Raw genomic sequence first — 21,000 nt, 5'->3', positions numbered from 1 at the left:
GTGGAATTTATAATGCTCGTCTGCAAGATTGAAAGTGTCTATAAAAGCAATATTGTAAAAAGGAGTAAATTGAATTTACTCCTTTTTTAATTTAAAAAGCGTAAGTGCTTCATTTATAGAAGATTTTATGATTTAACTCAATTGGGTTATTATTCTCGCGGATTTCTTTTTGCTCCCTTTCGTTCATTTCTTTAAAATTAGGAATCAATTCATTGCCCTTTTCATCAACCCATTTCATTAAAACTGGTCCTCCTGCATTTTTACCATTTATTTCCCGGGTCGGATCTGAATAATAATCCAGTGCTAATTTTTCATATTGTTTCCAGGAAACGGGTAACGCTTTTTCTTTCTCATACAATTTGCGATCGGAGTTTTTAATTTGAACTAATGAAAAAGTATAATCATTTTGAGTGTCATTAATTTCAGTAATTAAGCCAGGTAATCCATGAAAAACATAAGGTCCTTCTTGCAATGGAATTTCATTGGTGAACCACGCGGTCCACTTTCTGCCACCGTAAGTTGTAGTTGCTTTTTGAGCTTTCATTCCTAACGTTTCCTTCGTTTCTTTCTCAATATTCCAAATTAGTTCTTCATCGATTTTAACGGTAACGAGTTTTTGAAAGTTGTTGATAAATTTCTTCGTTTCCCTTGTCTTCAGATCTTTCGAAACACTTTTGAAATCCTTAAAAGAAGTGGTCATAAAACTTAGTCTCTTCGTAGCATGAAAAGTAGAATCTGCTTCTTTGTCTTTTAATGTTCTAAACATTGATTTCCCATCATTGATATCTAACGCAAATTTTTCCGTAGCGATGCTGTCTTTTGTCGGATTCGGTTTGAATTTTAATTCATAAACGAAACTTTTATTTTGGGAGAAGACGAAACTAAAGGCGAATAGCGAAGCTATTTTTATGAATTGTTTAAACATATTTTCTCGAATTTTTTAACTCAATCTATTGCGGTTTATTGAAACTGCATTGTTAAAGGAAGCGTAAATCTATAGTTTACTGGTTGGCCATCTTCCGTTGCTGGTTTCCAAACATGGTCGATACTTATTAGTTTTACCACTCTTTCTGCTTCTTTATTAAATGTTTCGTTTGGACCTTCAGCTAACACGTCGGTCATCCTTCCATTTTCGTCGATTTTCGTATAAATGACTGTTTTTATTACACCTTTTTGATCTTTAACAACAGAAGTATCAAAATTGGTCTGAATTAAAGTTCTAAAAGCATTAATTCCATCTGGAAATTGTGGTAGAATTCCTGTAAATTTTGCTTGTGACGGTGGAACTGGTGTTGCGACATCTTGTTTTTTCTTTATTGTATCTTTCTTCAATTCAAATTCTTCTCGTATTTTCTTGGAAACCTCAATGAACTCTTTCTCCGCTGCTGTAGCGTTCGTCTCAACAATTGGCATGGCAATATCTTGCTGTTCATTTTGAAGAGGAGTAGGTTCTGCAATAGCAGATGTTTCAGTCTGTGCATTTGCTTTCTTAGTAAAAAGCACAAATAGAATGGCGAGGACTGGAAGAAGAGTAAATTTCTTCAACCAAGTAAATCTGGAGTTTTTAGAAGTCATCATAATAAATCTTTTTTTGGTGTTATTAAAATCGAATTGGTGTGTAAGATTAGAACTTTGTGAAATTTTAATTTCATTTAAAATTAAATGTTGATAGTTACTGATGTCATAATTATTTTGCAAAACATATTCATCAGCCAGAAATTCATGATTGGTGATCATTGCCTTTTTGAAAAAGAATAAGGCTGGATTAAACCATGAAAATATTTTTAAAAATTCTAAAAACAAAATATCAGCGCTATGTCTTTCAACGATATGACATTTTTCGTGTAGAAATATGCGTTCATCAATTTGATCATTGACTAAATGTTTTCTGCTAAAATAAATGGTGTCCAAAAAACTGAACGGAGCATAATTTTTATCGATAATCAGAATGTTCTGGTTTCTGTAGTTTCTTTTTTCACCTTTCAAAAATTTAATCTTAACGATAGAGTAGATAAATTTGATTAAAAAGAAAATAGAAACCGCGACATAAAAAACAAGTAAAAATTTAATCCAATCGATACCTGCATCTTTTATTATATTGATTTGTTGAAAATCCTGAACGGGTTCTCCAATTATTAAATTGGATTGACCTTTTGCGATAAAAGTAGAATCAAAAGGAATAAAAGGAATTACGTAAGCAAATAGTAAGGCAACCAAAAGATAAATCCTATTGAATTTAAATATCCGCTCCTTTTCTAGAAATAAATAATAGAAACCAATAAGCAAACAGGAAGAAAGGGTGATTTTTAAAATAAGTGTTTCCATATTTTTACTCTTTTATTTGGTGATCGATGATCTCTCGAAGTTCTTTCAACTGGCTTTGTGAAAGCTTTTTATTGGAAGCGAAAAATGAAGCAAATTGCGATACGGAACTATTGAAAAAACGGTCAATCATCGAATTCATCTCCTGATTGAAATACGTTTCCTTATCAACTTTAGGAAAATACTCTCTTGAGTTGCCAAAGGTTTTATATCCTACTAAATTTTTCGTCTGCATTCTTTTTAGAAGCGTTGCTATCGTTGTTGAAGCGGGTTTTGGGTCAGGATAAATTTCTAAAATATCTTTCATGAAAGCAACTTTCTGTTCCCATAAAATATCCATGATCTGTTTTTCGGCTTCGGTTAATTTCTGTTTCATTTCTACAAATTTATATCTAACTCTACAAATGTAGAATAACTTTTTTAAATGCACAAGATATTTTTGTATCTTTATTAAAAGTGATAACGAGGAATGTTTTTTGTTGTCAATAATAAATCATTAAATACAATTACCAATGAAATATTCAATCTTGTCAATCTCAGCAATTACCGCTTTTTCATTTTTGGCTGCGTGTTCTGGAAATTCTACAACTTCAACTGTCGATAGAAACAGTGTGATATCAGCAGATCAATTACCAAATCCTGAAACTGCCGAGAAAAATTCACCTACCTATAAACCAGCCTTTGAAAATCAAACCAGAGCTGAAGGTTTAAAAACAAAAACTGCTTATCAAGTGGAAGTTATTAATTCAGCATTAGGAAAACCTTGGGGAATTATCAATTTACCTGATGGTCGATTTTTGATTACAGAAAAATCAGGCTTCATGAATATTGTTACGGCAGACGGAAAAACAATTACTAAAGTGGGAGGTTTTCCTACAGTTGATCCAAATGGACAAGGTGGCTTGTTAGATGTTGCACTTGACCCTGATTTTAAAAATAACAGAATGATTTACTGGACTTTCTCCGAACCTGTTTCAGGTGGAAATCACACTTCTGTCGGGAAAGGAAAACTTTCTGCTGATGAAAAAAGAGTTGAAAATCCACAAGTTATTTTTAGAGCAACCCCAACTTATGATGGTAAGTTGCATTACGGAAGTCGACTGGTTTTTGATAAAGACGGAAATCTCTTTGTAAGTACTGGCGAACGTTCAGATCTGGAAACAAGACCATTAGCACAAAATACAATGGCGTATTTAGGGAAAGTTTTAAAAATTACGAAAGATGGAAAACCGGCGCCGGGAAATCCTTTCCTTGGAAATTCAAAATATAAACCAGAGATTTATTCTTACGGACATCGAAATCCACAAGGTTTAGCCCTGGATGAAAAAGGACAGCTTTGGGAAGCCGAGATGGGACCAAAAGGTGGCGACGAAGTTAATTTAATTCAACCCGGAAAAAATTACGGTTGGGGAGATGTTACGTATGGAATTGAATATAGCGGGAAAAAAGTGGGAGCAGGAATTCAGCAGAAGGAGGGAACTGAGCAGCCCGTCTATTATTGGGATCCATCAATTTCAATGAGTGGAATTACTTTCTATACCGGAAATATCGACGAATGGAAAAATAATATGATGCTCGGCTGTTTGAGTGGTGAGAAAATTATCCGTTTAGTGATAAAAAATAATAAAGTTGTTGGCGAAGAATGGCTGTTGGCAGATACAAAAGAGCGTTTTCGTGATGTGTTAAGTGGACAGGATGGAAACCTCTACGCCATTACTGACACTGGAAAGCTGTATAAAATCTCAAAGAAATAAATATAAAACACAGAATGTTTATCTTTGCACCCGTAAAATTTAACATAGAAATTATGAAAAAAATATTTTTATCTGCAATGATTGCAGTTTTCGGAATTGCAAATGCTCAGTCTGACGCTTTCAAAGGAGCTGGTGATACGCGTTACCAAATCGGTGCAAACCTGCAAAATGGTGGAACAGGAATTATGACTTCGGCAGATTTCGGTTTAGGAGAAAGTTTCTCCATTGGTGCACAAGCCGGATATTTATTAGGTGCTAAAGAAATCGAAGGTTTTGACAAACCTTCATTTGGTGATCGCTTTGACATTAAAGCGAGATTCAATGCAAATCTTGGTAGTGTTTTAGGATTACCGGAAAATATCGATGTTTATCCAGGTCTTAATTTAGGTCTTAAAAACTTTGGTGGTCATTTAGGAGCGAGAATGTTCTTTGATAAAGGTTTCGGTCTTTTTGCTGAAGCACAAGTTCCTTTCGCTAAATACAGCGATAAAGATAAAGTGTACAAAAACCTGAACAATCAGTTCCAGATGAATGTTGGAGTTTCATTTGATCTTTCAAAATAATAAGATCAACAATCTGATATAGAAAAAACCTCGGCTTGCGTCGAGGTTTTTCTTTTATCACATTTAAAAATTGACCATTCACTTAAAAATCGTGGCTCTTTCACTTTTACCTTGGCTCTTATTTAACTAAGCTTCTTCTAGCTGAGCATGTTTTTTAATTAAATCTTGCTGAACGTTCGAAGGAACCAATTGGTAATCGGCAAACTTCATCGTAAATTTCGCACGACCACCAGTAATGGAACGCAGCGTAGAACCGTAATCGTGTAATTCTGCCAATGGAACATCTGCCAATATTTTTTGATAATGACCTTCGGAATCCATTCCTGAAATAATCGCACGTCGGGTTTGTAAATCTCCCATCACGTCGCCGGTATCTTCATCAGGACAAAGAATTTCTACAGAATACATTGGTTCCAAAAGTTGAGGTTTTGCTTGATGGAATGCTTCTTTAAAAGCACCAGCCGCAGCCAGTTGGAAAGAAATATCATTCGAATCTACACTGTGCATTTTTCCATCATAAATAATTACCCGAATATTTTGACAGCGGGAACCTGTCAGCGGACCTTCGCTCATCTGTTGCATAATCCCTTTTTTAATGGCGCCGATATAACGGTTATCAATGGTGCCGCCGACGATACACCAGTAAAAAGAAAGTTTTCCGCCCCAAGGTAGATCTTCAGTTTCTTTTTGTCGAATGTTAAAGCCAGTGGGCTCTTCCATTCCATCGTAGAAATTTTCTACTCTCATATGGATTTCACCAAATTGACCATTACCGCCGGACTGTTTTTTGTGGCGATAATTGGCATCAGCGTTTCCGGTAATGGTTTCTCGATAGGAAATCCTCGGTTCGGCAAAATTCATTTTTACACCAAAGTCATCCTGTAATCTTTCTTTCACTAAATCCAGATGCAATTGACCTTGACCATGAAGAATCGTTTGTTTTAATTCAGAAGATTGTTCCACTTTCAATGTTGGATCTTCTTCCTGAATTTTATGTAAAGCTGTTACCAGTTTTTCCATATCGGCAGCAGCATCGGTATAAATTGCTTTTCTAATTCTGCTTTCCGGGAATTCCATCGGACGAACTTTTCGGTCTAATCCTTTTAAATTTAAAGTGTGGTTTGAACGCGCAAATTTTAATTTAACGGTAACGCCTAAATCTCCGGCAACCAATTCATTCACCGGAATTCTGTCTTTTCCGACCGCCACGAATAATTGAGAAATACGTTCGGTTTCACCATTTTCAGCATTCACCAATTCATCGCCTGGTTTTAAAGTTCCACTTAGAACTTTGAAATAAGAAATGATTCCAACTTGTGGTTCAGAAATCGTTTTATAAATAAAAATCGTTGTTTTATCATCGGAGTTATAAGAAACTTCATCGCCATTTTCTAATTTTCTGGCAGGTCTTTCGGCAGGAGAAGGCGCGATGTCATCAAGGAATCCCATCAGTCGGCCACTTCCCATATCTTTTAAACCACTGGTTACAAATACTGGAAAGAATTGTTGTTTGGCTAAAGCGATGGTAATTCCTTTCGCCAGTTCTTCTTCAGAAAGATAACCTTCTTCAAAATATTTCTCCATTAAACCTTCTTCATTCTCAGCGGCGATTTCTACCAAAGCATTATGCATTTCGTTAACTCTGTCGATTTCACTATCCGGAATTTGTTTTTTCTCCGGCTTCCCACCATCTGCTGGAAATACGTACATCACCATTCTTAAGGCATCGATAATAGAATTAAAATTCTCGCCTGAATTATAAGGATATTGAATTGGAAGAAGCTTGGTTCCAAAACGTTCTTTTGCCTGTTCTAAAGTTTTATCGAAATCGGCTTTCGGATGATCCATCTGGTTGATCACGAATATCGCAGGAGTCTGATATTTCTCAACATATTCCCAAACGAGTTCAGTTCCTACTTCCACGCCATTGGCTGCATTTAAAACGATAATCGCGGTGTCTGCAACCTTTAAAGAAGATACTACTTCGCCAATAAAATCATCAAATCCCGGCGTATCAATCACGTTGATTTTATTATTTCGCCAGTTGACGAACATTTGGTGGGAAAAGAGCGTTTTCCCTTTTTCATGTTCTAAATCAGTATTGTCGCTCACCGTGTTTTGACCTTCTACACTACCACGGCGCTTAATCGCCCCGCCTTCGTACAACATGGTTTCAATCAATGTAGTTTTACCACTGTCGGAATGTCCGAGCAAAACCACATTTCGTAAATTTTTGGTATTAGCACTCATAATATTTGATTTTAATAATTTAATGATAATACTAAAAAGGAAATGGCGAGCACTTGATTTTTAGGAATCTAAAGTTACAAAAGATTTAAATTGATTGTACGCAAACTTATTTTTTAAAGAGATGATATTTAGCATTGTCTTAATCAAAAAATTTCATTTGAAAATTTTTGTTAAAGGAATCTTTTATCAAAACGACCGTCAGTAATCGTTACAACTTGTCCAGCAGAATTTTTTGCTTTAAAATTAAATGTACCAGATGCTATTTTATTTATTTTATCAAATTTTGAAAAGGTAATACTGCCATCAAAATCTGTATTTGTTGTATAATATTGTAAATAATCTAATCCTTTTTCATATCCTGCAACATTATTATTATCTAATTTATAGATTCGATTTACGATTTCATCTACATCAGAAATATAAATAACAATGCGATTATTTATGTTATTCGCTTGTTGGAAAACAATTTTCATTTTATATTTCCCATTTGCATGTTCATACATTGTAGCATTAACACCCCCACCATTAAGATCGGGATAAGCGATTTTTGCAACCCACACTTTTCCATCTACCAATGCACCACCTGTGTTTTTACCAGATTGTGTGGCTTCGGGGAGAACGTTGGGGTCTGCTTCGCGGTCTTTGCAAGCAGAGAAAAGTCCTATTGAAAGTAAGGATAGAAGAATAAGTTTTTTCATATAAAATGTTTTTTCGTTTGGTTTAAAGATATACTAATTCTTGATTCCATAATATTTTTTTTTAATCACAGGTGTTTTCGTAATAAAAACGCAAAAAAAAACATAAATTATTAAATTGACTGATGGTAAACAAAAAAGAACGGACAAATTGCCCGTTCTTAAAAATAATCAAAAGATTAACTTATTTTTTGATCAAACCAAGTTCAACCAATCTTTCATGAAGATATTCTCCCGCTGTTGTATCTTCATACAATTTCGGATGATTTTCATCCACACAATTTTCTAAAGCATTCAGCGGCATTTCGCTCACCGGATGCATAAAAAACGGAATCGAATATCTAGAAGTTCCCCACAATTCTCTTGGCGGATTAACCACTTGGTGAATCGTAGATTTCAGTTTGTTATTGGTATGTCTCGACAACATATCGCCAACGTTGATCATCAATTCGTCTGGTTGCGCAATGGCGTCAATCCATTCGCCTTCATGATTCATTACCTGAAGACCTTTTCCTTGTGCGCCCATCAATAACGTAATCAAATTGATGTCGCCATGAGCAGCAGCACGAACTGCGTTGTCAGGTTCCTGAGTAATCGGCGGATAGTGAATTGGTCTTAAGATAGAGTTTCCTTCAGCGACGTATTTATCGAAATAAAACTCATCTAAACCAAGGTACAACGCCAAAGCTCTCAAAACATAAACGCCCGTTTTCTCCAACATTTGGTAGGCTTCTTTTCCAACCACGTTGAATTTAGGATTTTCTGTAACTTCTACATTATCCGGATATTCAGCTGCGTATTTTGAGCCGTCTTCCAGATACTGTCCGAAATGCCAAAACTCTTTAAGATCTCCTTTTTTGAAACCTTTTGCAGTTTCTTTTCCGAAACCTACATAACCACGTTGTCCACCGATTCCGGGGATTTCGTATTTCTGTTTTGTTTCTACTGGAAGATCAAAGAATTGTTTTACTTCGCCATAAAGTTCATCAACCAATTGGTCATTCAAGAAGTGACCTTTTAGCGCAACGAAGCCAATATCTTCGTATGCTTTTCCGATTTCATTTACAAATTTTTGTTTGCGTTCCGGTTCACCCGAAAGGAAATCACGCAAATCCACACTTGGGATCTGTTTCATATTGTTTGATTAAGAATTCGTGGGCAAATTTAAGTTTTTTTAGATTAGAATTTTCTTTTTGTATGAAGGATTCTAAAAACTTCAATTTCTTTTCCATTCAAAAAATAGTGTACTCCGAATGGGAAATATTCTAGAAAAACGATTCTGTTACCTTTGTATCTTTCTTGAAACTGAAGCGGGTTTTCAGACAGCCTTGCAAGAGTTTTGTCTAGATCATTCCAAAATTTATCAAGTAAAGAGTGACTCTTTTTTAAGTAATAATCATTCGTTTCTTCGAGGTCTTCTTGTGCTTGATCTGAAAGAGTAATGAAATATTTCATCTGTTAAACTTCTTTTTAACCTCTTCCCATGATGTGAAATTGATCAATCCTTTTTCTTTTTTTTCCAGCATTTCGTCGATCATTTTCATATAATCTTCGGTGATTTCAAAATCATCATTTGCTTTTTCAGTAAGAACTTTTTCAAGATAGTTTTTCAAATTTCTGCCATCTTCCTGAGCTTTTATTTTAAGTTTTTCGATAATCGTTTTATCCAAAGAAACTTCTTTTCTAACCTTATCTTGTATCATTTCAGTAAAATTTACGATAAATATACGTATAAAACGCGGATTAAATATTTGTAAATTAAATTTTAATTATCAGTAAATTTGCCGCAATCCATTTAGATTATGAAACAATTCTCTTCCAAACGAAGCATTCAGATATTAGCCCATTTATTAAAAGAGTACGGAATTTTCGATATCGTTATTTCTCCCGGCTCCCGAAATGCACCGTTGGCGATTCACTTTTCAGAAACCGATGACTTTAACTGTTACAGTATTGTGGATGAAAGAAGTGCTGCTTTTGTTGGAATGGGAATGGCGAAAAGCATTAAAAAACCTGTAGCTTTAACTTGTACAAGTGGCTCGGCTGCGGCGAATTATTATCCGGCAATTACGGAAGCGTTTTATCAAAATACGCCGTTGTTAATTTTAACGGCCGATCGTCCGATTGATTTTGTTGATATTTTTGATGGTCAAACGATTCGTCAGAAAGATCTTTATCAACAACATTCTTACGGAGATTTTCAGTTGCTCGAAGATTCAATGGAAAACGCCGACGAGGAAAATTTTTCTATTATTAAAAAAGCGATTGAAGTTTGTTTTGAAAAACAAGGTCCAGTTCATATTAATATTCCGTTAGAAGAACCGCTTTATAATATGGTTTCGGAACTTCCGAACTTTCCACCAGTTGAGAAAACCATTCGGGAAACGACTTATGATTTGCCTCCAAATTTAGTGGCAGAATGGAATACTTCGAAAAGAATTATGCTTCTAGTAGGTACGAGAGATTACAGTGAAGAACTGGAAATGCAGTTAACTCAATTGGTTAAAAATCACAGTGTTGTTGTTTTAAAGGAAGCCAATTCTAATTTGAAACACGATAAGTTTTTTGCCCATATCGATCGTTATATTTTTAATTTTAATGAAGCTGATTTTAAAACGTACGCACCGGATTTATTAATTACGGTCGGACAAAATGTAGTTTCCAAGAAAGTAAAACAGTTTTTACGAAAAGCGAATCCGAAATGTCACTGGCATATTGATGAGGTTTGGCATCCTGATACGTTCTTCGCTTTGACGGAAAAAGTAAAAGCAACGCCTGAAAAGTTTTTTGCTAAATTATTAAATTTCATTTCATTGGAGCCAAGTCCTTATTTTAATCTGTGGGATGTTTTACGTGATAAAAGAGATTTAAAACACGATGAATATTGTATAGGAACAACGTTTTCTGATTTTAAATTATTTGAATTGCTTTCTAAACAACTGCCGGAAAAGACCAATTTACATATTAGTAATTCTTCTGCGATTCGATATGCGCAGCTATTTAATTTCGATAATAATAGAATTTACTGTAATCGCGGAACAAGTGGAATTGATGGCTCGACTTCAACGGCGATGGGATTTGCAATGAAATCTCAAAAGCAAACCGTTTTGGTTACAGGAGACATGAGTTTCTTTTATGACATCAATGGTTTGTGGAACAATTATATTCCACCTTATACCCGAATTATTGTCTTTAATAATGGAGGAGGAGATATTTTCAAAATTATTCCGGGACCAAGTTCTACGAATGCTTTGGATGAATTTATCCTGACGAAGCATCACAAAAATGCAGAACATTTGGCCATGCATTTTGGATTTGCCTATACTAAAGTGGATGATGAAATTACCCTTTCGCGAGTTTTAGATAATTTCTTTAAACATGATGAAAAGGCGAAGATCCTGGAAGTTGATACTTCTGCCGTCGAAAATGCTGAAGTTTTAAAAGGATATTTCGAATTTTTGAAATCTTAATTTATAGTTCTATTTGGTCAGAATTCTTTGGTAAATTCTTAATGCAGTTGATCGGATAACTGTACGCGTCGTCGAATTCATTCATCGCATTAATCAATTGAAAATGAGAATAGTCGTTCAGATTTTGCAAGGTGATTTCGGCTTCTTTAATTTTCTTTGATTTAAGTAAATGCTGTCTTTGAACGCCATTCAATAAAAAGGTTTTTGGCGTAAACCAGTCTTTTCCTTTTTTAAATAGGAGATTAGAATAAGAAGAGTCCGTAATATGATTGTTTTTTACAATAATAATTTCTGCAGCTTTCGATAAAATTTTCATTTTTTCGAGTTCTTTTCGGTCTTCGAATTTGAATGAATAATCGTACGAATTATTTTCAACCAACTGAAAATCGCTGATTTCAGACATCGCATACGGAATCATCTGCGTCCTGTAAGTTCCAGTTAAATCGTAAACGATTCTTAGTTTGTAAAGGCCATCTTCATCATGTTCCAAGCTTTTAAAAATATCGGCTAAGTTGATCGATACTTCTTTACCAAAATAAGAAAACGTTTCATTGACGCGTTTCTGATGTTGGTCTAAGAGAAATATTTCCTTGTCTTCTACCTTAATGCTTTCAATGAATTGGGACATATATTTTGTTTTTCATTTCTTGATACTCGTCGGCAAAAGTACTCAAATGAGTGATGCCACCACCACTTTTAAAATAAAGTTTTCCACTTTCTTTTTCGATGAATCTAATAATCACGCAGGAATCCAGATTCTTTCCGTCGAACCAACCGCAAACGCCCGTATAGAAGCCTCTGTCGTACTTTTCTGCTTCCAGAATTATTTCTAAAGTTTTTGGTTTTGGAGCACCGAGAATAGAGCCAGCCGGAAGCAAACTTTTCATTATACTTCCTATTTTATTCTGAAATTCAGGTTTCAGTTTCCCCGAAATTTCTGAACTCATCGCATAGAGATTTTTCTTATTTGTTTTAAGGAAATCGATTCGTTGAAATTCGTTGACTTTTACTTCATCAGCGACCATGCTTAAATCATTTCGTAGCAAATCTACTACCGTATAATGTTCGGCTTTTTCTTTAACATCATTCTTTAAAACTTCGATCGCATTTTCCTTTGCCGCGTCGATTGTGCCTTTCATCGGATGCGTAAAGATTTGATTATCGATAATTTCAACAAAAGTTTCCGGAGAAAAAAAGACGAATTCATCTTTATAAAGCACTTTATATTTTGCTTTCGATAAATAGAATATTTCTTCTAAACTGAGGTTGATTTCAATTTTAGTTTTGCAAGTATAATTAGTGAGATAAGAATTCCCTAATTTCAGATTTTGCTGAACGATATCAAATCCTTTTTGATAATCCTCTTTACTTTCTGGAAACGATTTTAATTGAATATTACTTTTTTCCTCTTGTTGATGATTGGTGTTTGTATAGTTTTGAAAATCAATTAATAAGCTATTTTCTTTTAATTCGTTTTCAGTATAAATCAGTACGTTTTCCACTACAAAATCAACCATAAAAAAGAAGGGAACTTTCTGTTGGGAAAGCTCATCCATTTTATCAAAGTTCGGATGATTGTTTTTTAGCATTTGGCAAAAATACTCTTTTTAGGAGTTAATCTTTAGGTTTTGCTTATTTTTGCACCATGGAAAAAAAATACCCTCAAAAGGTCAGCATACAGGAAATTTTAAAAACCGCATTTACCTATTGGAACAGTACTTTGTTTTATCAACTGTCGTTTAGTTTACTCTATTTTTCATTGTTTTTTTTGGGTTATTTCTATCTGTTCAAATATTTTGGATTGTGGGATCAAGTGAGCCAATACAGTGAATTGATCAAAACCGATATTCCAGCGTTTAATAAAAAAATGGAAGAGGTTTCAAAATTACCGCAAACTCAAGGTTTTCTTTTAGGAATTTTCTTTCTGTTTGCTTTGTTAAATCCTTTAAATGTTGGTTTCTATAAAATTTACAGAAAGATAGATCTTAAGGAAAAAGTGGGATTGAACGATTTATTCGCAGGTTATCTCGGCTTTGACTTCTTGAAGTTTTTCGGCTTCTACCTTTTTTGGATGATTGTATTTTCATACGCCAATTCATTATTACTACTCGGCGTTGTCTGGATTATTCTAACTCTTTTCTCAATTCCTTTAATGTTCTTTATGAACGTCAATACGATTGAAGGTATTAAGTTGACCTTCAGGGGTTTGAGACAAGATTTCACTACGATTCTCATTTCAGTGGCGATTGCAGTATTATTCAGTTTATCGGGAATTTTGCTGTTTGGATTTGGGTTTTTATTCACTTTTCCATTTTGGCATGCAATGATTTACACTTTATATCAGCAATTCTTTAAAGAAAACGAAGAGAAGGTTTTGTAAAGTTTGACCATATAAATTTTTAATAATATATTTGATAACATTAAAAATAAGACTATGGATACTTTTCAAGAATTTGATCAACCAATCGGCCCGGAAAAATCGGCAGGCGCTATTATTTCCCATGCTTTCGAAATATATAAAGGAGTGTTTCTTTATGCGATTGCAGCGCTACTAATTTCTTTTGTAGTTTCGTCATTAGTTCAACCGATTTCAGGATTTAATCAAGCAGATCTTATGGAAGAAGTGAAATCATCTGGTGGTGGTTTTCCAAATTTATGGGTTGTACCAGGTTTTGTATTTTATTCGGGACTATCAGGTTTGGTAAGTCTACTACTAGCACCATTGTATGTGGGAGTTATTTATATCGCCAACAAATATAATCTTCAAGAGTCTATAAAATTCTCTGATTTATTTATTGGTTTCAAACAAAATTTTGTGAACATTTTGATTTACACTTTAATATCGTGGATCATAATGGTAGTTGCATTTACATTGTGCTTTCTTCCAGGTGTTTTTGTGATGCCTTTCCTGTTATTAGGATATCCTATTTTGTTATTTGAAAACGCTAGCTTTTCTGAAGCTTTGAGTAAATCATTTTCTCTTGCTAAAGATAACTACGGCACTTTTTTAGGAACATCGATACTCGGTTTCTTAGTAAGTATTGCAGGAATATTTCTATGTGGAATTGGAATTGTTTTCACGGCGCTTTTCTATCTTGTAGTAATGTATTCAGCTTATTGTGCGTTCTGCGGAAGACCAAGACCCATTGTGCTTAAAAATTAATTTAAACATTCTGATATTTTATAGAATATCTGTACATTTGGAAGCAATGGTTTTTGGCCGTTGCTTTTTTTAATAATGAATTATGCCAAATAAAAAACATCAAATCAGTGAAGTAAAGATCAAGCAGTTCTTCTTGCTCGTCGTGATTATCGTGCTTGCAGGTTTAATCTGTTTTCATTTATCCTTATTTGTTCCCTCTCTTCTTGGTGCGATAACGCTTTATGTTATTACCAGAAAATACAATTTATATCTCCAGGAAAAGTTAAAGTGGAAACCTTGGGTTGCTTCTTTGGTCATCATTTTGGGAACGTTGGTCGTACTTATTTTGCCAATTTATTTCATTGCCGATCTGCTTATTGAAAAATTAGGAAACGCGTCAGCTTACATGGAAAAGTTCAATGTTTTCATTGATAAAATTCATGATTATATTTATTCTAAAACCAATTTCGATATTTTAAGTGAAGAGAATCTGGCAAAGTTAAAAGAGAACGTTGCTAAGTATTCTACTTCTGCGCTCAGTAGTACTTTCAATACTTTAACCGTAGTGGCTTCGATGTATTTTATATTGTATTTCATGTTAGAAAAGCCACTTTTTTTTGAAAGATTATTGAAAAGTTCCGCACCTCTAAAAAGAGCCAATGTGAATTTATTAGGAGAAAAAATTCGAAAAATGGTGATGGCAAATGCAATTGGAATTCCGGTGGTTGCAATCGGACAAGGTGTTATTGCATTGATTGGTTATTTTATTTTTGGTGCGCCAAGTGCTATTTTATTATTTGCTTTAACTTGTATTGGTTCGATGCTTCCGATTGTGGGAGCGGCGATTGTATATATTCCGGTTTGTATCTTTATGATTGCAGAAGGGAAAGTTGGGTCGGGTTTAGGATTGGCGGTGTATTGTTTAGTTGTCGTAGGATTAACCGATAATTTATTAAGATTTACATTATTAAAGAAACTTGAAAATATTCATCCACTCAATACCGTTTTCGGAATTATTATGGGTATTAATCTGTTTGGTTTTATGGGCTTGATTTTTGGACCGATATTAATTTCGATTACCATTTTGTTAATCCAGGTTTATCGCGATGAATTCTCAGAAGATGACCGCGAGCTTATTATGCCTGAACCGAAAGAAATTGAAGAGAAAATTGATTTAAGTATCTAAAAACTGTTTAAAGATTTAGCGCTATGATTCCCGAATTACGTCCCGAAATATTACAAGAAATCTGTTCAACCGAAATGCCTTTTGGAAAATACAAAGGCACTCTTTTGGTTGATTTACCCATCAATTATTTAGAATGGTTTCAGCGCCAGGGAATGCCGCCCGGTAAATTAGGAATGCAACTTTCTACGATTTATGAAATCAAGATGAATGGATTAATGGATTTGCTTACGCCGTTACGAGGCAAAGCTCCGCAAGCTCCGACTAAGAAGAAGGTTTTTAAGTTTTAGTTGTGAACGTTTTTAAAAAATACATTTTTGCGATTTTAACAGTATTACTGTTGATTTTAGATTTTTGGTGCGTATTAGATTTAATTAGAGGATTTGAATATTTAAATGAAATTAGAAACAATGCAGATTTATTACATAAATATATCTGGATTAATTTCAATATAACTATTTGGCTAATTGTTATTAATGCAATTTATATTTTAATTCTGACTTCAAAATATTTTTATTTGATTAAAAAGAATTAGATGTGTTCAATCGGAACCTTGGAAAAACATTGTTCTAATTTTGTAATTCTTCTTCTTTATTTAAATAACTTCCCTACAATTTTTCCAATTTCCACGAAATCATTCGCATTACCAATATCTCGGGTATCTTTTCGATATTCGATTTCATCTTCGTGAGCTGGGAAAAGCAATAAGAAATTTCGCTCACGGAAATGTTGATTAAGATAATCCGGGACATGATGCATTTCAGATTGATAAGAAACCATTGTACGATGCGCCATGAATAAAATTAAAGCGTCATTGTCTTTCATTTTATTAAAGAGTTTCGGCAACTCATTCCAGTTATTAAAAATTATGAAACTCGCATCGATGTTTACTTTCTTTCTGATCTTTTCGATCATGGCAATAGTTGCATCGTTTCCGTAGAATTCTATTTTAGAACCGGAATTTCGGGCAAGGTTCCAAACCTTTAATAACGAATGGAAAAAGCGTGGTTCTTTTGCTGCGTTTTCTGGAAAAATCACTAAATATTTTTGAACGGTAGAAGCAGGTTGTATTGCATGATAAACTAAAATATTGGCCGCATTATTATTTAAATAGCCGCTGTATAAATTATAGACAAAACTTGGTGAAAATCCTTTTTCTTCATCAATGCCAATCATTAAATCAGTAATCGAATATTCTTTAATTACATTGTTAATTCCGTCAATAACATCAGTATCATAGCGAGTTACCTTCGTTATTTTGACATCAGCAGAGGCTCCAATTTCAACAACTTGATTTAATAAAGTCTCTGCATTCTTTTTCGAAGAATCATTTTTTTCTTCATTAATGATATTTAAAGCAAATAGATTTTCAGTGGTATTTTTAGATTTAATCAACAAAGCGAGATTCGTCATTGGCTCGATCGTGTTGCTGTGATTTACCGCTAATAAGATATTCTCAGTTTCAGGATTCGTTTCAGAAATGGTATTTTCATTATCAGCTTTTACCAGTTCTTCCGCATTTTTCTGAGTAACAAAAGAAGAAATTGTACAAGAAATTAAAATCAAAAGAATACTGCCATTTAGAACGCTTTCATCCAATAATCTGATGGGTTCGCCTAAATCTGTTTCGCCGATAATAATATTATAACCAACGGTTACGGTTGCTAATGTAGCCGCTGCTGAGGCTGAGCTTAAGCCGAAAATAATCCCGCCTTCTGGTTTGGTAAAAGAGAACGTTTTCTGAGTTGCGATGGACGCTAAGTATTTTCCGCCAATTGAAATGGTAATCATTAACAAAGCAACTTTTATGGTTTCAAAATCTTTAAAGAAAACCGTCACGTCAATCAACATTCCGACACTAATAAGAAAGAACGGAATAAAGATCGCATTTCCAACAAATTCAACTCTATTCATTAATGAGGAAGAATGAGGAATTAATTTATTCAGAGCTAATCCCGCGAGAAAAGCGCCAATAATCGCTTCAATCCCGGATAACTCTGCAAGAAGTGCTGCTAAATAAATCATGACCAATACGAAGATGTATTGCGATATTTTATCACTTACTTTTTTGAAAAACCATCTAGCAATAATTGGAAATCCAACTAATACAATTACAGCGAAAATAATGATTCCCACAGAAAGTTTGGTCCAGAAAGCTGCGTTAACTTCTCCCGTCGTCATTCCGACCACGATTGCTAAAACCAAAAGCGCAAGAATATCGGTAATCACCGTTCCGCCAACGGTGACATTTACAGCACGATTTTTCACTACTCCTAATTTGCTAACCAACGGATAAGAAATCAGCGTGTGAGAAGAAAAGATACTGGCAAATAGGAAGGAAGTCAGCCAGTTATAGTGTAGTATAAAATGTGCTGCAGCGATTCCAATTATAAAAGGAATTACAAACGTATAAGCACCAAAGCCCATACTTTTGTATTTGTTTTTCTTAAACTCGGCTAAATCAATTTCTAATCCAGCGAGAAACATAATGTAAAGTAAACCAGTAGTTCCTGTTACTACGATGCTGCTGTCTCGCGTTAGAATATGAAATCCGTTCGGTCCAACAACTGCACCGGCGATAATTAATCCCAACAAATGAGGAACTTTAATTTTATTAAGTAAAAGAGGTGCAGAGAGAATGATAATTAAAACCACCAAAAACTTAAGAACTGGATCTTCTAAGGGAAGATCGAATTGAGACACTTTTAAGAGCGTGAGCATAATTTAGTTTTTGATTTTTTCTAAGTCTACGGAGAATTTCGAGGTGCAGTTATTGCCAGTGAATTCACGGCTGCCTTTTATTCTACCTGTAGTTTGATCAGAAAGTTGTAAGGTAATTACAGATTGAGTTGTTGATGCTGAACTATTTTCTGAGGTTAATTTTAATTCAGTTCCATTATATTTTCCGGTGTAAATTTTTTCACCACCGCTTTTATTGGTTATTTTTAAATTATTTTCTGTGAATTCCCAAAGATCGTTTCTTAAATCACCAATAACATGTTCCGAGCAATTAGAGTCGGTACAAATCATTTTTCCATTCCATTTTCCTAAAATGTTTTCGGGCAGTTTTATTGCGTTCATTGTATCAGCAGGAATATGTTCTAGACTGTCGCGCATCATTTTTAATGATTGATAATCCTGTTCTTTCGCAGCGAATTCCTGTTCTTTCATTTGAAGTGCAGCTTCTCGCTCTTTCAGGTGATTTTCCTGCTCAGGATTGTTGCAAGAATTGAGAATTAGCGTGAAAGCAACCAAGAATATTAAAAAGGATTTCATGAGCGAAAGTTTGTGATTGACTTTAAAAATATAAAAAAAATCCCGAATTTAAAAATTCCGGGATTGTAGATTGTATAATTTTGGCAGGAATTATTCCTTCATTTTTGCGATTACATCGATTCCTCCTTTTGTTTTATCACCGATTTTGCAAGTGATTTCTGTGTCAAGAGGTAAGAAGATATCCATTCGGGAACCGAACTTAATGAAACCGAATTCGTGACCTGCTTTTGCGTGATCACCTTCATTACAATAGAATACAATTCTTCTTGCAACATAACCAGCAATCTGGCGGAATACTACTTTATGGTTGGTTAAACTTTCTATCGCAAGTGTTGTTCTTTCGTTTTCTGTTGAAGATTTTTCATGCCAAGCAACCAAGTATTTTCCTGGATGGTATTTTTTATAAATAACCTTTCCTGAAACTGGATAACGGCAAATGTGAACATTCAAAGGTGACATAAAAATCGAGATCTGAATCGCTTTTCCTTTGATGAATTCATCTTCTTCAACTTCTTTAATCATTACCACTTTTCCATCAACTGGAGCAATTACGTTTTCTTTGTGATCCAGGATGTCTCTGTGTGGAACACGGAAAAACCAAAATACTAATCCATAAATAATCAGCAAAGGAATGATGATGGCCAAACTCCACATCTTTAAGAAATAAATTGATATTAAACCAATAACTGCAAAAAGTAGACTCGCTACGATTATAGTTCCTTTGGATTCTTTGTGTAGTTTCATGTTATATAAATTTTTCTAAAATAAAGTACAAATATACGACAGGCACACAGATAATAAAACTGTCTAACCGATCTAAAATACCACCGTGTCCTGGGATTACATTTCCAGAATCTTTAACACCGAAAGTTCTTTTTAACTGACTTTCTACCAAATCTCCTAATGGTCCGAAAACGGAAACTAAAAATCCAACGATGATATAGTTCCCTCTTAAGTCGGGATAGTATTGTTCAATGAAATAGCCAAGAATAATGGTGAAGAAAACGCCACCGGCAAAACCTTCCCAAGTTTTTTTAGGAGAAATCTTTGGAGCCATTTTATGTTTACCTAAAAATTTCCCTGTGAAATAGGCGAATGAATCGCTACTCCAAATCAATACGAACAGAAAAAACACTTCTAAAGTAAAGGTATGATCTTCAGTTGAGAATTTTGGTAATCCCAACGCAAATCCAAATGGAAGCGCTGTATAGATGACCGTGAAAATAAGTTTCCCGTTGTCGTAATAGAGTTCTTTAGAAAAGCGGAATAAAGTGACTACCGCAATTACGATAAGTGAAAGTGCTAATATTTCGGATAAATTAAAATCGAAATAAAAACCGTGATTGAAATATCTTTTTGAAAATCGGTAAAATACTAAAACGATTAGTGGAAAAACAAGCCATTTTTCCCAGCTTTTAGGATCGAATTTCATCATTTTAACACATTCCCATGCTCCCATGAAAAGGAAAAAAGTAATTAAACCGTAATAAAGGTTTTGTTGCTGTACAAGATCAGGTGAAATGTTATTTAAGAATTGCGCGCCCAATGGAGTGGTGCAAAGAACAACGACTAAACCATATAAAAGACCACCGAAAAGTCGTAGAACTAAATTTTTATCCAAAATTGTATGATTAAATATTTTAAGAAGATTGTCTTTCAGATTACTTGATCAAAAGATATTAATCTTCGAGCAAAAGTAAGAAAAGTTTTGTGTTATCCTTATTTGGAGTATCTAATTTAGAATTGCTTCCGCTGATAGAAGTAAGATTTCTAATATTTCCGTTGCGCTTGATTTTGCTCATGGCATCATTCAGGTTGTTCACAATTTGGGAGACATTAGCCATGATGATTACTTTTTCAGGTAATCGGGACGAGTGATAATGCAAAATGTTATTATGGGAAAGCATGATTCTGCCGTCATAAGCGATTAAGTATTCGCAAGTGATAAATGCACAATCATTAAAAAGCTCCAGTTCACTAGTATAAGGAACATTAACTACATTAAGGAAATTTTTCAAATCATTATCCCAACAGAAAACAGATTTTACATTTTCTATTTTCAGGATATGATTTAAAGTCTGAAGTGCTTCTGCTTCATCAGCACAGTAATTAAAAAATCCACCGGAATGGGTAAATAATTGGGCAAACTTATAGTCAAGGTCAGCGTTTTTCAACTGATCTCCAAGTTTCACCAAATCCTGCTCTTCATCCTCTTCAGGCTGATTCAGTATTTTCCCCACCAATTTTTTAAATAGACTCAATTCCTTTTAATTATGCGATTGTTCTACAAAAATAGAAAATATTTGTTTACTTAATCAATTAAATACAAAAATCCTGATTATTTA

22 protein-coding genes are annotated in these 21,000 nt (G+C 34.3%); 7 read left to right on the top strand and 15 right to left on the bottom strand.

What is annotated here, in order from left to right:
• Positions 1–109: 109 nt before the first annotated feature.
• Genes Q73A0000_RS11965 through Q73A0000_RS11955 form a run of 3 tightly spaced genes read right to left on the bottom strand, consistent with a single transcriptional unit; the run spans position 110 to position 2,698 of the window.
• Entirely contained in the window at positions 110–925 is an 816-nt protein-coding gene (locus Q73A0000_RS11965; RefSeq protein WP_193811171.1) for a GLPGLI family protein, read from the bottom strand.
• A gap of 35 nt (positions 926–960) precedes the next feature.
• On the bottom strand, positions 961–2,325 hold the full coding sequence (locus Q73A0000_RS11960) for a M56 family metallopeptidase (protein ID WP_193811170.1): 1,365 nt from the start codon (positions 2,323–2,325) through the stop codon (positions 961–963).
• Between the two features lie 4 nt (positions 2,326–2,329).
• Positions 2,330–2,698 carry a BlaI/MecI/CopY family transcriptional regulator gene (locus Q73A0000_RS11955; RefSeq protein WP_193811169.1) on the bottom strand — a complete coding sequence of 123 codons (369 nt, stop codon included), beginning with the start codon at positions 2,696–2,698 and terminating at the stop codon, positions 2,330–2,332.
• A gap of 136 nt (positions 2,699–2,834) precedes the next feature.
• Here Q73A0000_RS11955 and Q73A0000_RS11950 point away from each other — a divergent pair, with 136 nt between their 5' ends.
• Positions 2,835–4,076, top strand: a complete 1,242-nt coding sequence (locus Q73A0000_RS11950) for a PQQ-dependent sugar dehydrogenase (protein WP_193811168.1) — start codon at positions 2,835–2,837, stop codon at positions 4,074–4,076.
• 53 nt (positions 4,077–4,129) lie between these two features.
• Positions 4,130–4,639: a DUF6646 family protein gene (locus tag Q73A0000_RS11945; RefSeq protein ID WP_193811167.1), complete on the top strand. Its 510-nt coding sequence runs from the start codon at positions 4,130–4,132 to the stop codon at positions 4,637–4,639.
• Between the two features lie 126 nt (positions 4,640–4,765).
• Here Q73A0000_RS11945 and Q73A0000_RS11940 read toward each other — a convergent pair whose 3' ends face one another.
• The 5 genes from Q73A0000_RS11940 to Q73A0000_RS11920 form a co-directional block, all read right to left on the bottom strand.
• Complete coding sequence (locus Q73A0000_RS11940) at positions 4,766–6,889, bottom strand: elongation factor G (RefSeq protein WP_193811166.1); 2,124 nt, start codon at positions 6,887–6,889, stop codon at positions 4,766–4,768.
• 170 nt (positions 6,890–7,059) lie between these two features.
• On the bottom strand, positions 7,060–7,587 hold the full coding sequence (locus tag Q73A0000_RS11935) for a DUF6252 family protein (protein ID WP_193811165.1): 528 nt from the start codon (positions 7,585–7,587) through the stop codon (positions 7,060–7,062).
• A 181-nt stretch (positions 7,588–7,768) separates the two neighbouring features.
• Positions 7,769–8,719, bottom strand: coding sequence for an isopenicillin N synthase family dioxygenase (locus Q73A0000_RS11930; protein ID WP_193811164.1), 951 nt, complete (start codon positions 8,717–8,719; stop codon positions 7,769–7,771).
• A gap of 44 nt (positions 8,720–8,763) precedes the next feature.
• Positions 8,764–9,039: a type II toxin-antitoxin system RelE/ParE family toxin gene (locus Q73A0000_RS11925; RefSeq protein ID WP_193811163.1), complete on the bottom strand. Its 276-nt coding sequence runs from the start codon at positions 9,037–9,039 to the stop codon at positions 8,764–8,766.
• Positions 9,036–9,287 carry a hypothetical protein gene (locus tag Q73A0000_RS11920; RefSeq protein ID WP_193811162.1) on the bottom strand — a complete coding sequence of 84 codons (252 nt, stop codon included), beginning with the start codon at positions 9,285–9,287 and terminating at the stop codon, positions 9,036–9,038. The genes Q73A0000_RS11925 and Q73A0000_RS11920 overlap by 4 nt, the downstream gene beginning before the upstream one ends.
• Positions 9,288–9,386: 99 nt before the next feature.
• Between Q73A0000_RS11920 and menD the strand changes: the two genes are divergently transcribed.
• The gene (gene menD, locus Q73A0000_RS11915) at positions 9,387–11,054 is read left to right on the top strand and encodes a 2-succinyl-5-enolpyruvyl-6-hydroxy-3-cyclohexene-1-carboxylic-acid synthase (protein WP_193811161.1); all 1,668 of its coding nucleotides are present in this window, start codon (positions 9,387–9,389) and stop codon (positions 11,052–11,054) included.
• Position 11,055: 1 nt separating this feature from the next.
• Here menD and Q73A0000_RS11910 read toward each other — a convergent pair whose 3' ends face one another.
• Together Q73A0000_RS11910 and Q73A0000_RS11905 are read right to left on the bottom strand one after the other, a co-directional pair.
• Complete coding sequence (locus tag Q73A0000_RS11910; protein WP_193811160.1) at positions 11,056–11,682, bottom strand: aminotransferase class IV; 627 nt, start codon at positions 11,680–11,682, stop codon at positions 11,056–11,058.
• Complete coding sequence (locus Q73A0000_RS11905; RefSeq protein ID WP_193811159.1) at positions 11,666–12,643, bottom strand: aminodeoxychorismate synthase component I; 978 nt, start codon at positions 12,641–12,643, stop codon at positions 11,666–11,668. The genes Q73A0000_RS11910 and Q73A0000_RS11905 overlap by 17 nt, the downstream gene beginning before the upstream one ends.
• 56 nt (positions 12,644–12,699) lie before the next feature.
• Here Q73A0000_RS11905 and Q73A0000_RS11900 point away from each other — a divergent pair, with 56 nt between their 5' ends.
• The 4 genes from Q73A0000_RS11900 to Q73A0000_RS11885 all read left to right on the top strand — a co-directional run bounded on the left by Q73A0000_RS11900 (position 12,700) and on the right by Q73A0000_RS11885 (position 15,669).
• A complete protein-coding gene (locus tag Q73A0000_RS11900; protein WP_193811158.1) occupies positions 12,700–13,434 on the top strand; it encodes a hypothetical protein in 735 nt (244 codons plus the stop codon).
• Positions 13,435–13,488: 54 nt separating this feature from the next.
• On the top strand, positions 13,489–14,217 hold the full coding sequence (locus tag Q73A0000_RS11895) for a beta-carotene 15,15'-monooxygenase (RefSeq protein WP_193811157.1): 729 nt from the start codon (positions 13,489–13,491) through the stop codon (positions 14,215–14,217).
• A gap of 82 nt (positions 14,218–14,299) precedes the next feature.
• Positions 14,300–15,382, top strand: a complete 1,083-nt coding sequence (locus Q73A0000_RS11890) for an AI-2E family transporter (protein ID WP_193811156.1) — start codon at positions 14,300–14,302, stop codon at positions 15,380–15,382.
• A gap of 23 nt (positions 15,383–15,405) precedes the next feature.
• Positions 15,406–15,669, top strand: a complete 264-nt coding sequence (locus tag Q73A0000_RS11885) for a DUF3820 family protein (RefSeq protein ID WP_193811155.1) — start codon at positions 15,406–15,408, stop codon at positions 15,667–15,669.
• A 301-nt stretch (positions 15,670–15,970) separates the two neighbouring features.
• On the opposite strand, the gene Q73A0000_RS11880 is transcribed toward Q73A0000_RS11885, so the two are convergent.
• The 5 genes from Q73A0000_RS11880 to Q73A0000_RS11860 all read right to left on the bottom strand — a co-directional run bounded on the left by Q73A0000_RS11880 (position 15,971) and on the right by Q73A0000_RS11860 (position 20,916).
• A complete protein-coding gene (locus Q73A0000_RS11880; RefSeq protein ID WP_193811154.1) occupies positions 15,971–18,100 on the bottom strand; it encodes a cation:proton antiporter in 2,130 nt (709 codons plus the stop codon).
• Between the two features lie 3 nt (positions 18,101–18,103).
• Positions 18,104–18,655 (bottom strand): hypothetical protein, encoded by a 552-nt coding sequence (locus Q73A0000_RS11875; RefSeq protein ID WP_193811153.1) that lies wholly within the window; start codon positions 18,653–18,655, stop codon positions 18,104–18,106.
• 90 nt (positions 18,656–18,745) lie between these two features.
• Positions 18,746–19,399: a phosphatidylserine decarboxylase family protein gene (locus Q73A0000_RS11870; protein ID WP_193811152.1), complete on the bottom strand. Its 654-nt coding sequence runs from the start codon at positions 19,397–19,399 to the stop codon at positions 18,746–18,748.
• A 1-nt stretch (position 19,400) separates the two neighbouring features.
• Positions 19,401–20,276: a phosphatidate cytidylyltransferase gene (locus Q73A0000_RS11865; protein WP_193811151.1), complete on the bottom strand. Its 876-nt coding sequence runs from the start codon at positions 20,274–20,276 to the stop codon at positions 19,401–19,403.
• Between the two features lie 58 nt (positions 20,277–20,334).
• Positions 20,335–20,916: an LUD domain-containing protein gene (locus tag Q73A0000_RS11860; RefSeq protein ID WP_193811150.1), complete on the bottom strand. Its 582-nt coding sequence runs from the start codon at positions 20,914–20,916 to the stop codon at positions 20,335–20,337.
• Positions 20,917–21,000: the final 84 nt, after the last annotated feature.

The sequence above is a fragment of the Kaistella flava (ex Peng et al. 2021) genome (genome assembly GCF_015191005.1).
GTDB lineage: Bacteria > Bacteroidota > Bacteroidia > Flavobacteriales > Weeksellaceae > Kaistella > Kaistella flava.
The sequence above is the reverse complement of the archived record's forward strand: the minus strand, read 5'-3'. Positions and strand labels throughout refer to the sequence as shown.

Excerpts from the sequence above, each read along its gene's own strand:
- Q73A0000_RS11965 (WP_193811171.1), bottom strand. The coding sequence starts at position 925 with ATGTTTAAACAATTCATAAAAATAGCTTCGCTATTCGCCTTTAGTTTC.
- Q73A0000_RS11960 (WP_193811170.1), bottom strand. The coding sequence starts at position 2,325 with ATGGAAACACTTATTTTAAAAATCACCCTTTCTTCCTGTTTGCTTATT.
- Q73A0000_RS11955 (WP_193811169.1), bottom strand. The coding sequence starts at position 2,698 with ATGAAACAGAAATTAACCGAAGCCGAAAAACAGATCATGGATATTTTA.
- Q73A0000_RS11950 (WP_193811168.1), top strand. The coding sequence starts at position 2,835 with ATGAAATATTCAATCTTGTCAATCTCAGCAATTACCGCTTTTTCATTT.
- Q73A0000_RS11945 (WP_193811167.1), top strand. The coding sequence starts at position 4,130 with ATGAAAAAAATATTTTTATCTGCAATGATTGCAGTTTTCGGAATTGCA.
- Q73A0000_RS11940 (WP_193811166.1), bottom strand. The coding sequence starts at position 6,889 with ATGAGTGCTAATACCAAAAATTTACGAAATGTGGTTTTGCTCGGACAT.
- Q73A0000_RS11935 (WP_193811165.1), bottom strand. The coding sequence starts at position 7,587 with ATGAAAAAACTTATTCTTCTATCCTTACTTTCAATAGGACTTTTCTCT.
- Q73A0000_RS11930 (WP_193811164.1), bottom strand. The coding sequence starts at position 8,719 with ATGAAACAGATCCCAAGTGTGGATTTGCGTGATTTCCTTTCGGGTGAA.
- Q73A0000_RS11925 (WP_193811163.1), bottom strand. The coding sequence starts at position 9,039 with ATGAAATATTTCATTACTCTTTCAGATCAAGCACAAGAAGACCTCGAA.
- Q73A0000_RS11920 (WP_193811162.1), bottom strand. The coding sequence starts at position 9,287 with ATGATACAAGATAAGGTTAGAAAAGAAGTTTCTTTGGATAAAACGATT.
- menD (WP_193811161.1), top strand. The coding sequence starts at position 9,387 with ATGAAACAATTCTCTTCCAAACGAAGCATTCAGATATTAGCCCATTTA.
- Q73A0000_RS11910 (WP_193811160.1), bottom strand. The coding sequence starts at position 11,682 with ATGTCCCAATTCATTGAAAGCATTAAGGTAGAAGACAAGGAAATATTT.
- Q73A0000_RS11905 (WP_193811159.1), bottom strand. The coding sequence starts at position 12,643 with ATGCTAAAAAACAATCATCCGAACTTTGATAAAATGGATGAGCTTTCC.
- Q73A0000_RS11900 (WP_193811158.1), top strand. The coding sequence starts at position 12,700 with ATGGAAAAAAAATACCCTCAAAAGGTCAGCATACAGGAAATTTTAAAA.
- Q73A0000_RS11895 (WP_193811157.1), top strand. The coding sequence starts at position 13,489 with ATGGATACTTTTCAAGAATTTGATCAACCAATCGGCCCGGAAAAATCG.
- Q73A0000_RS11890 (WP_193811156.1), top strand. The coding sequence starts at position 14,300 with ATGCCAAATAAAAAACATCAAATCAGTGAAGTAAAGATCAAGCAGTTC.
- Q73A0000_RS11885 (WP_193811155.1), top strand. The coding sequence starts at position 15,406 with ATGATTCCCGAATTACGTCCCGAAATATTACAAGAAATCTGTTCAACC.
- Q73A0000_RS11880 (WP_193811154.1), bottom strand. The coding sequence starts at position 18,100 with ATGCTCACGCTCTTAAAAGTGTCTCAATTCGATCTTCCCTTAGAAGAT.
- Q73A0000_RS11875 (WP_193811153.1), bottom strand. The coding sequence starts at position 18,655 with ATGAAATCCTTTTTAATATTCTTGGTTGCTTTCACGCTAATTCTCAAT.
- Q73A0000_RS11870 (WP_193811152.1), bottom strand. The coding sequence starts at position 19,399 with ATGAAACTACACAAAGAATCCAAAGGAACTATAATCGTAGCGAGTCTA.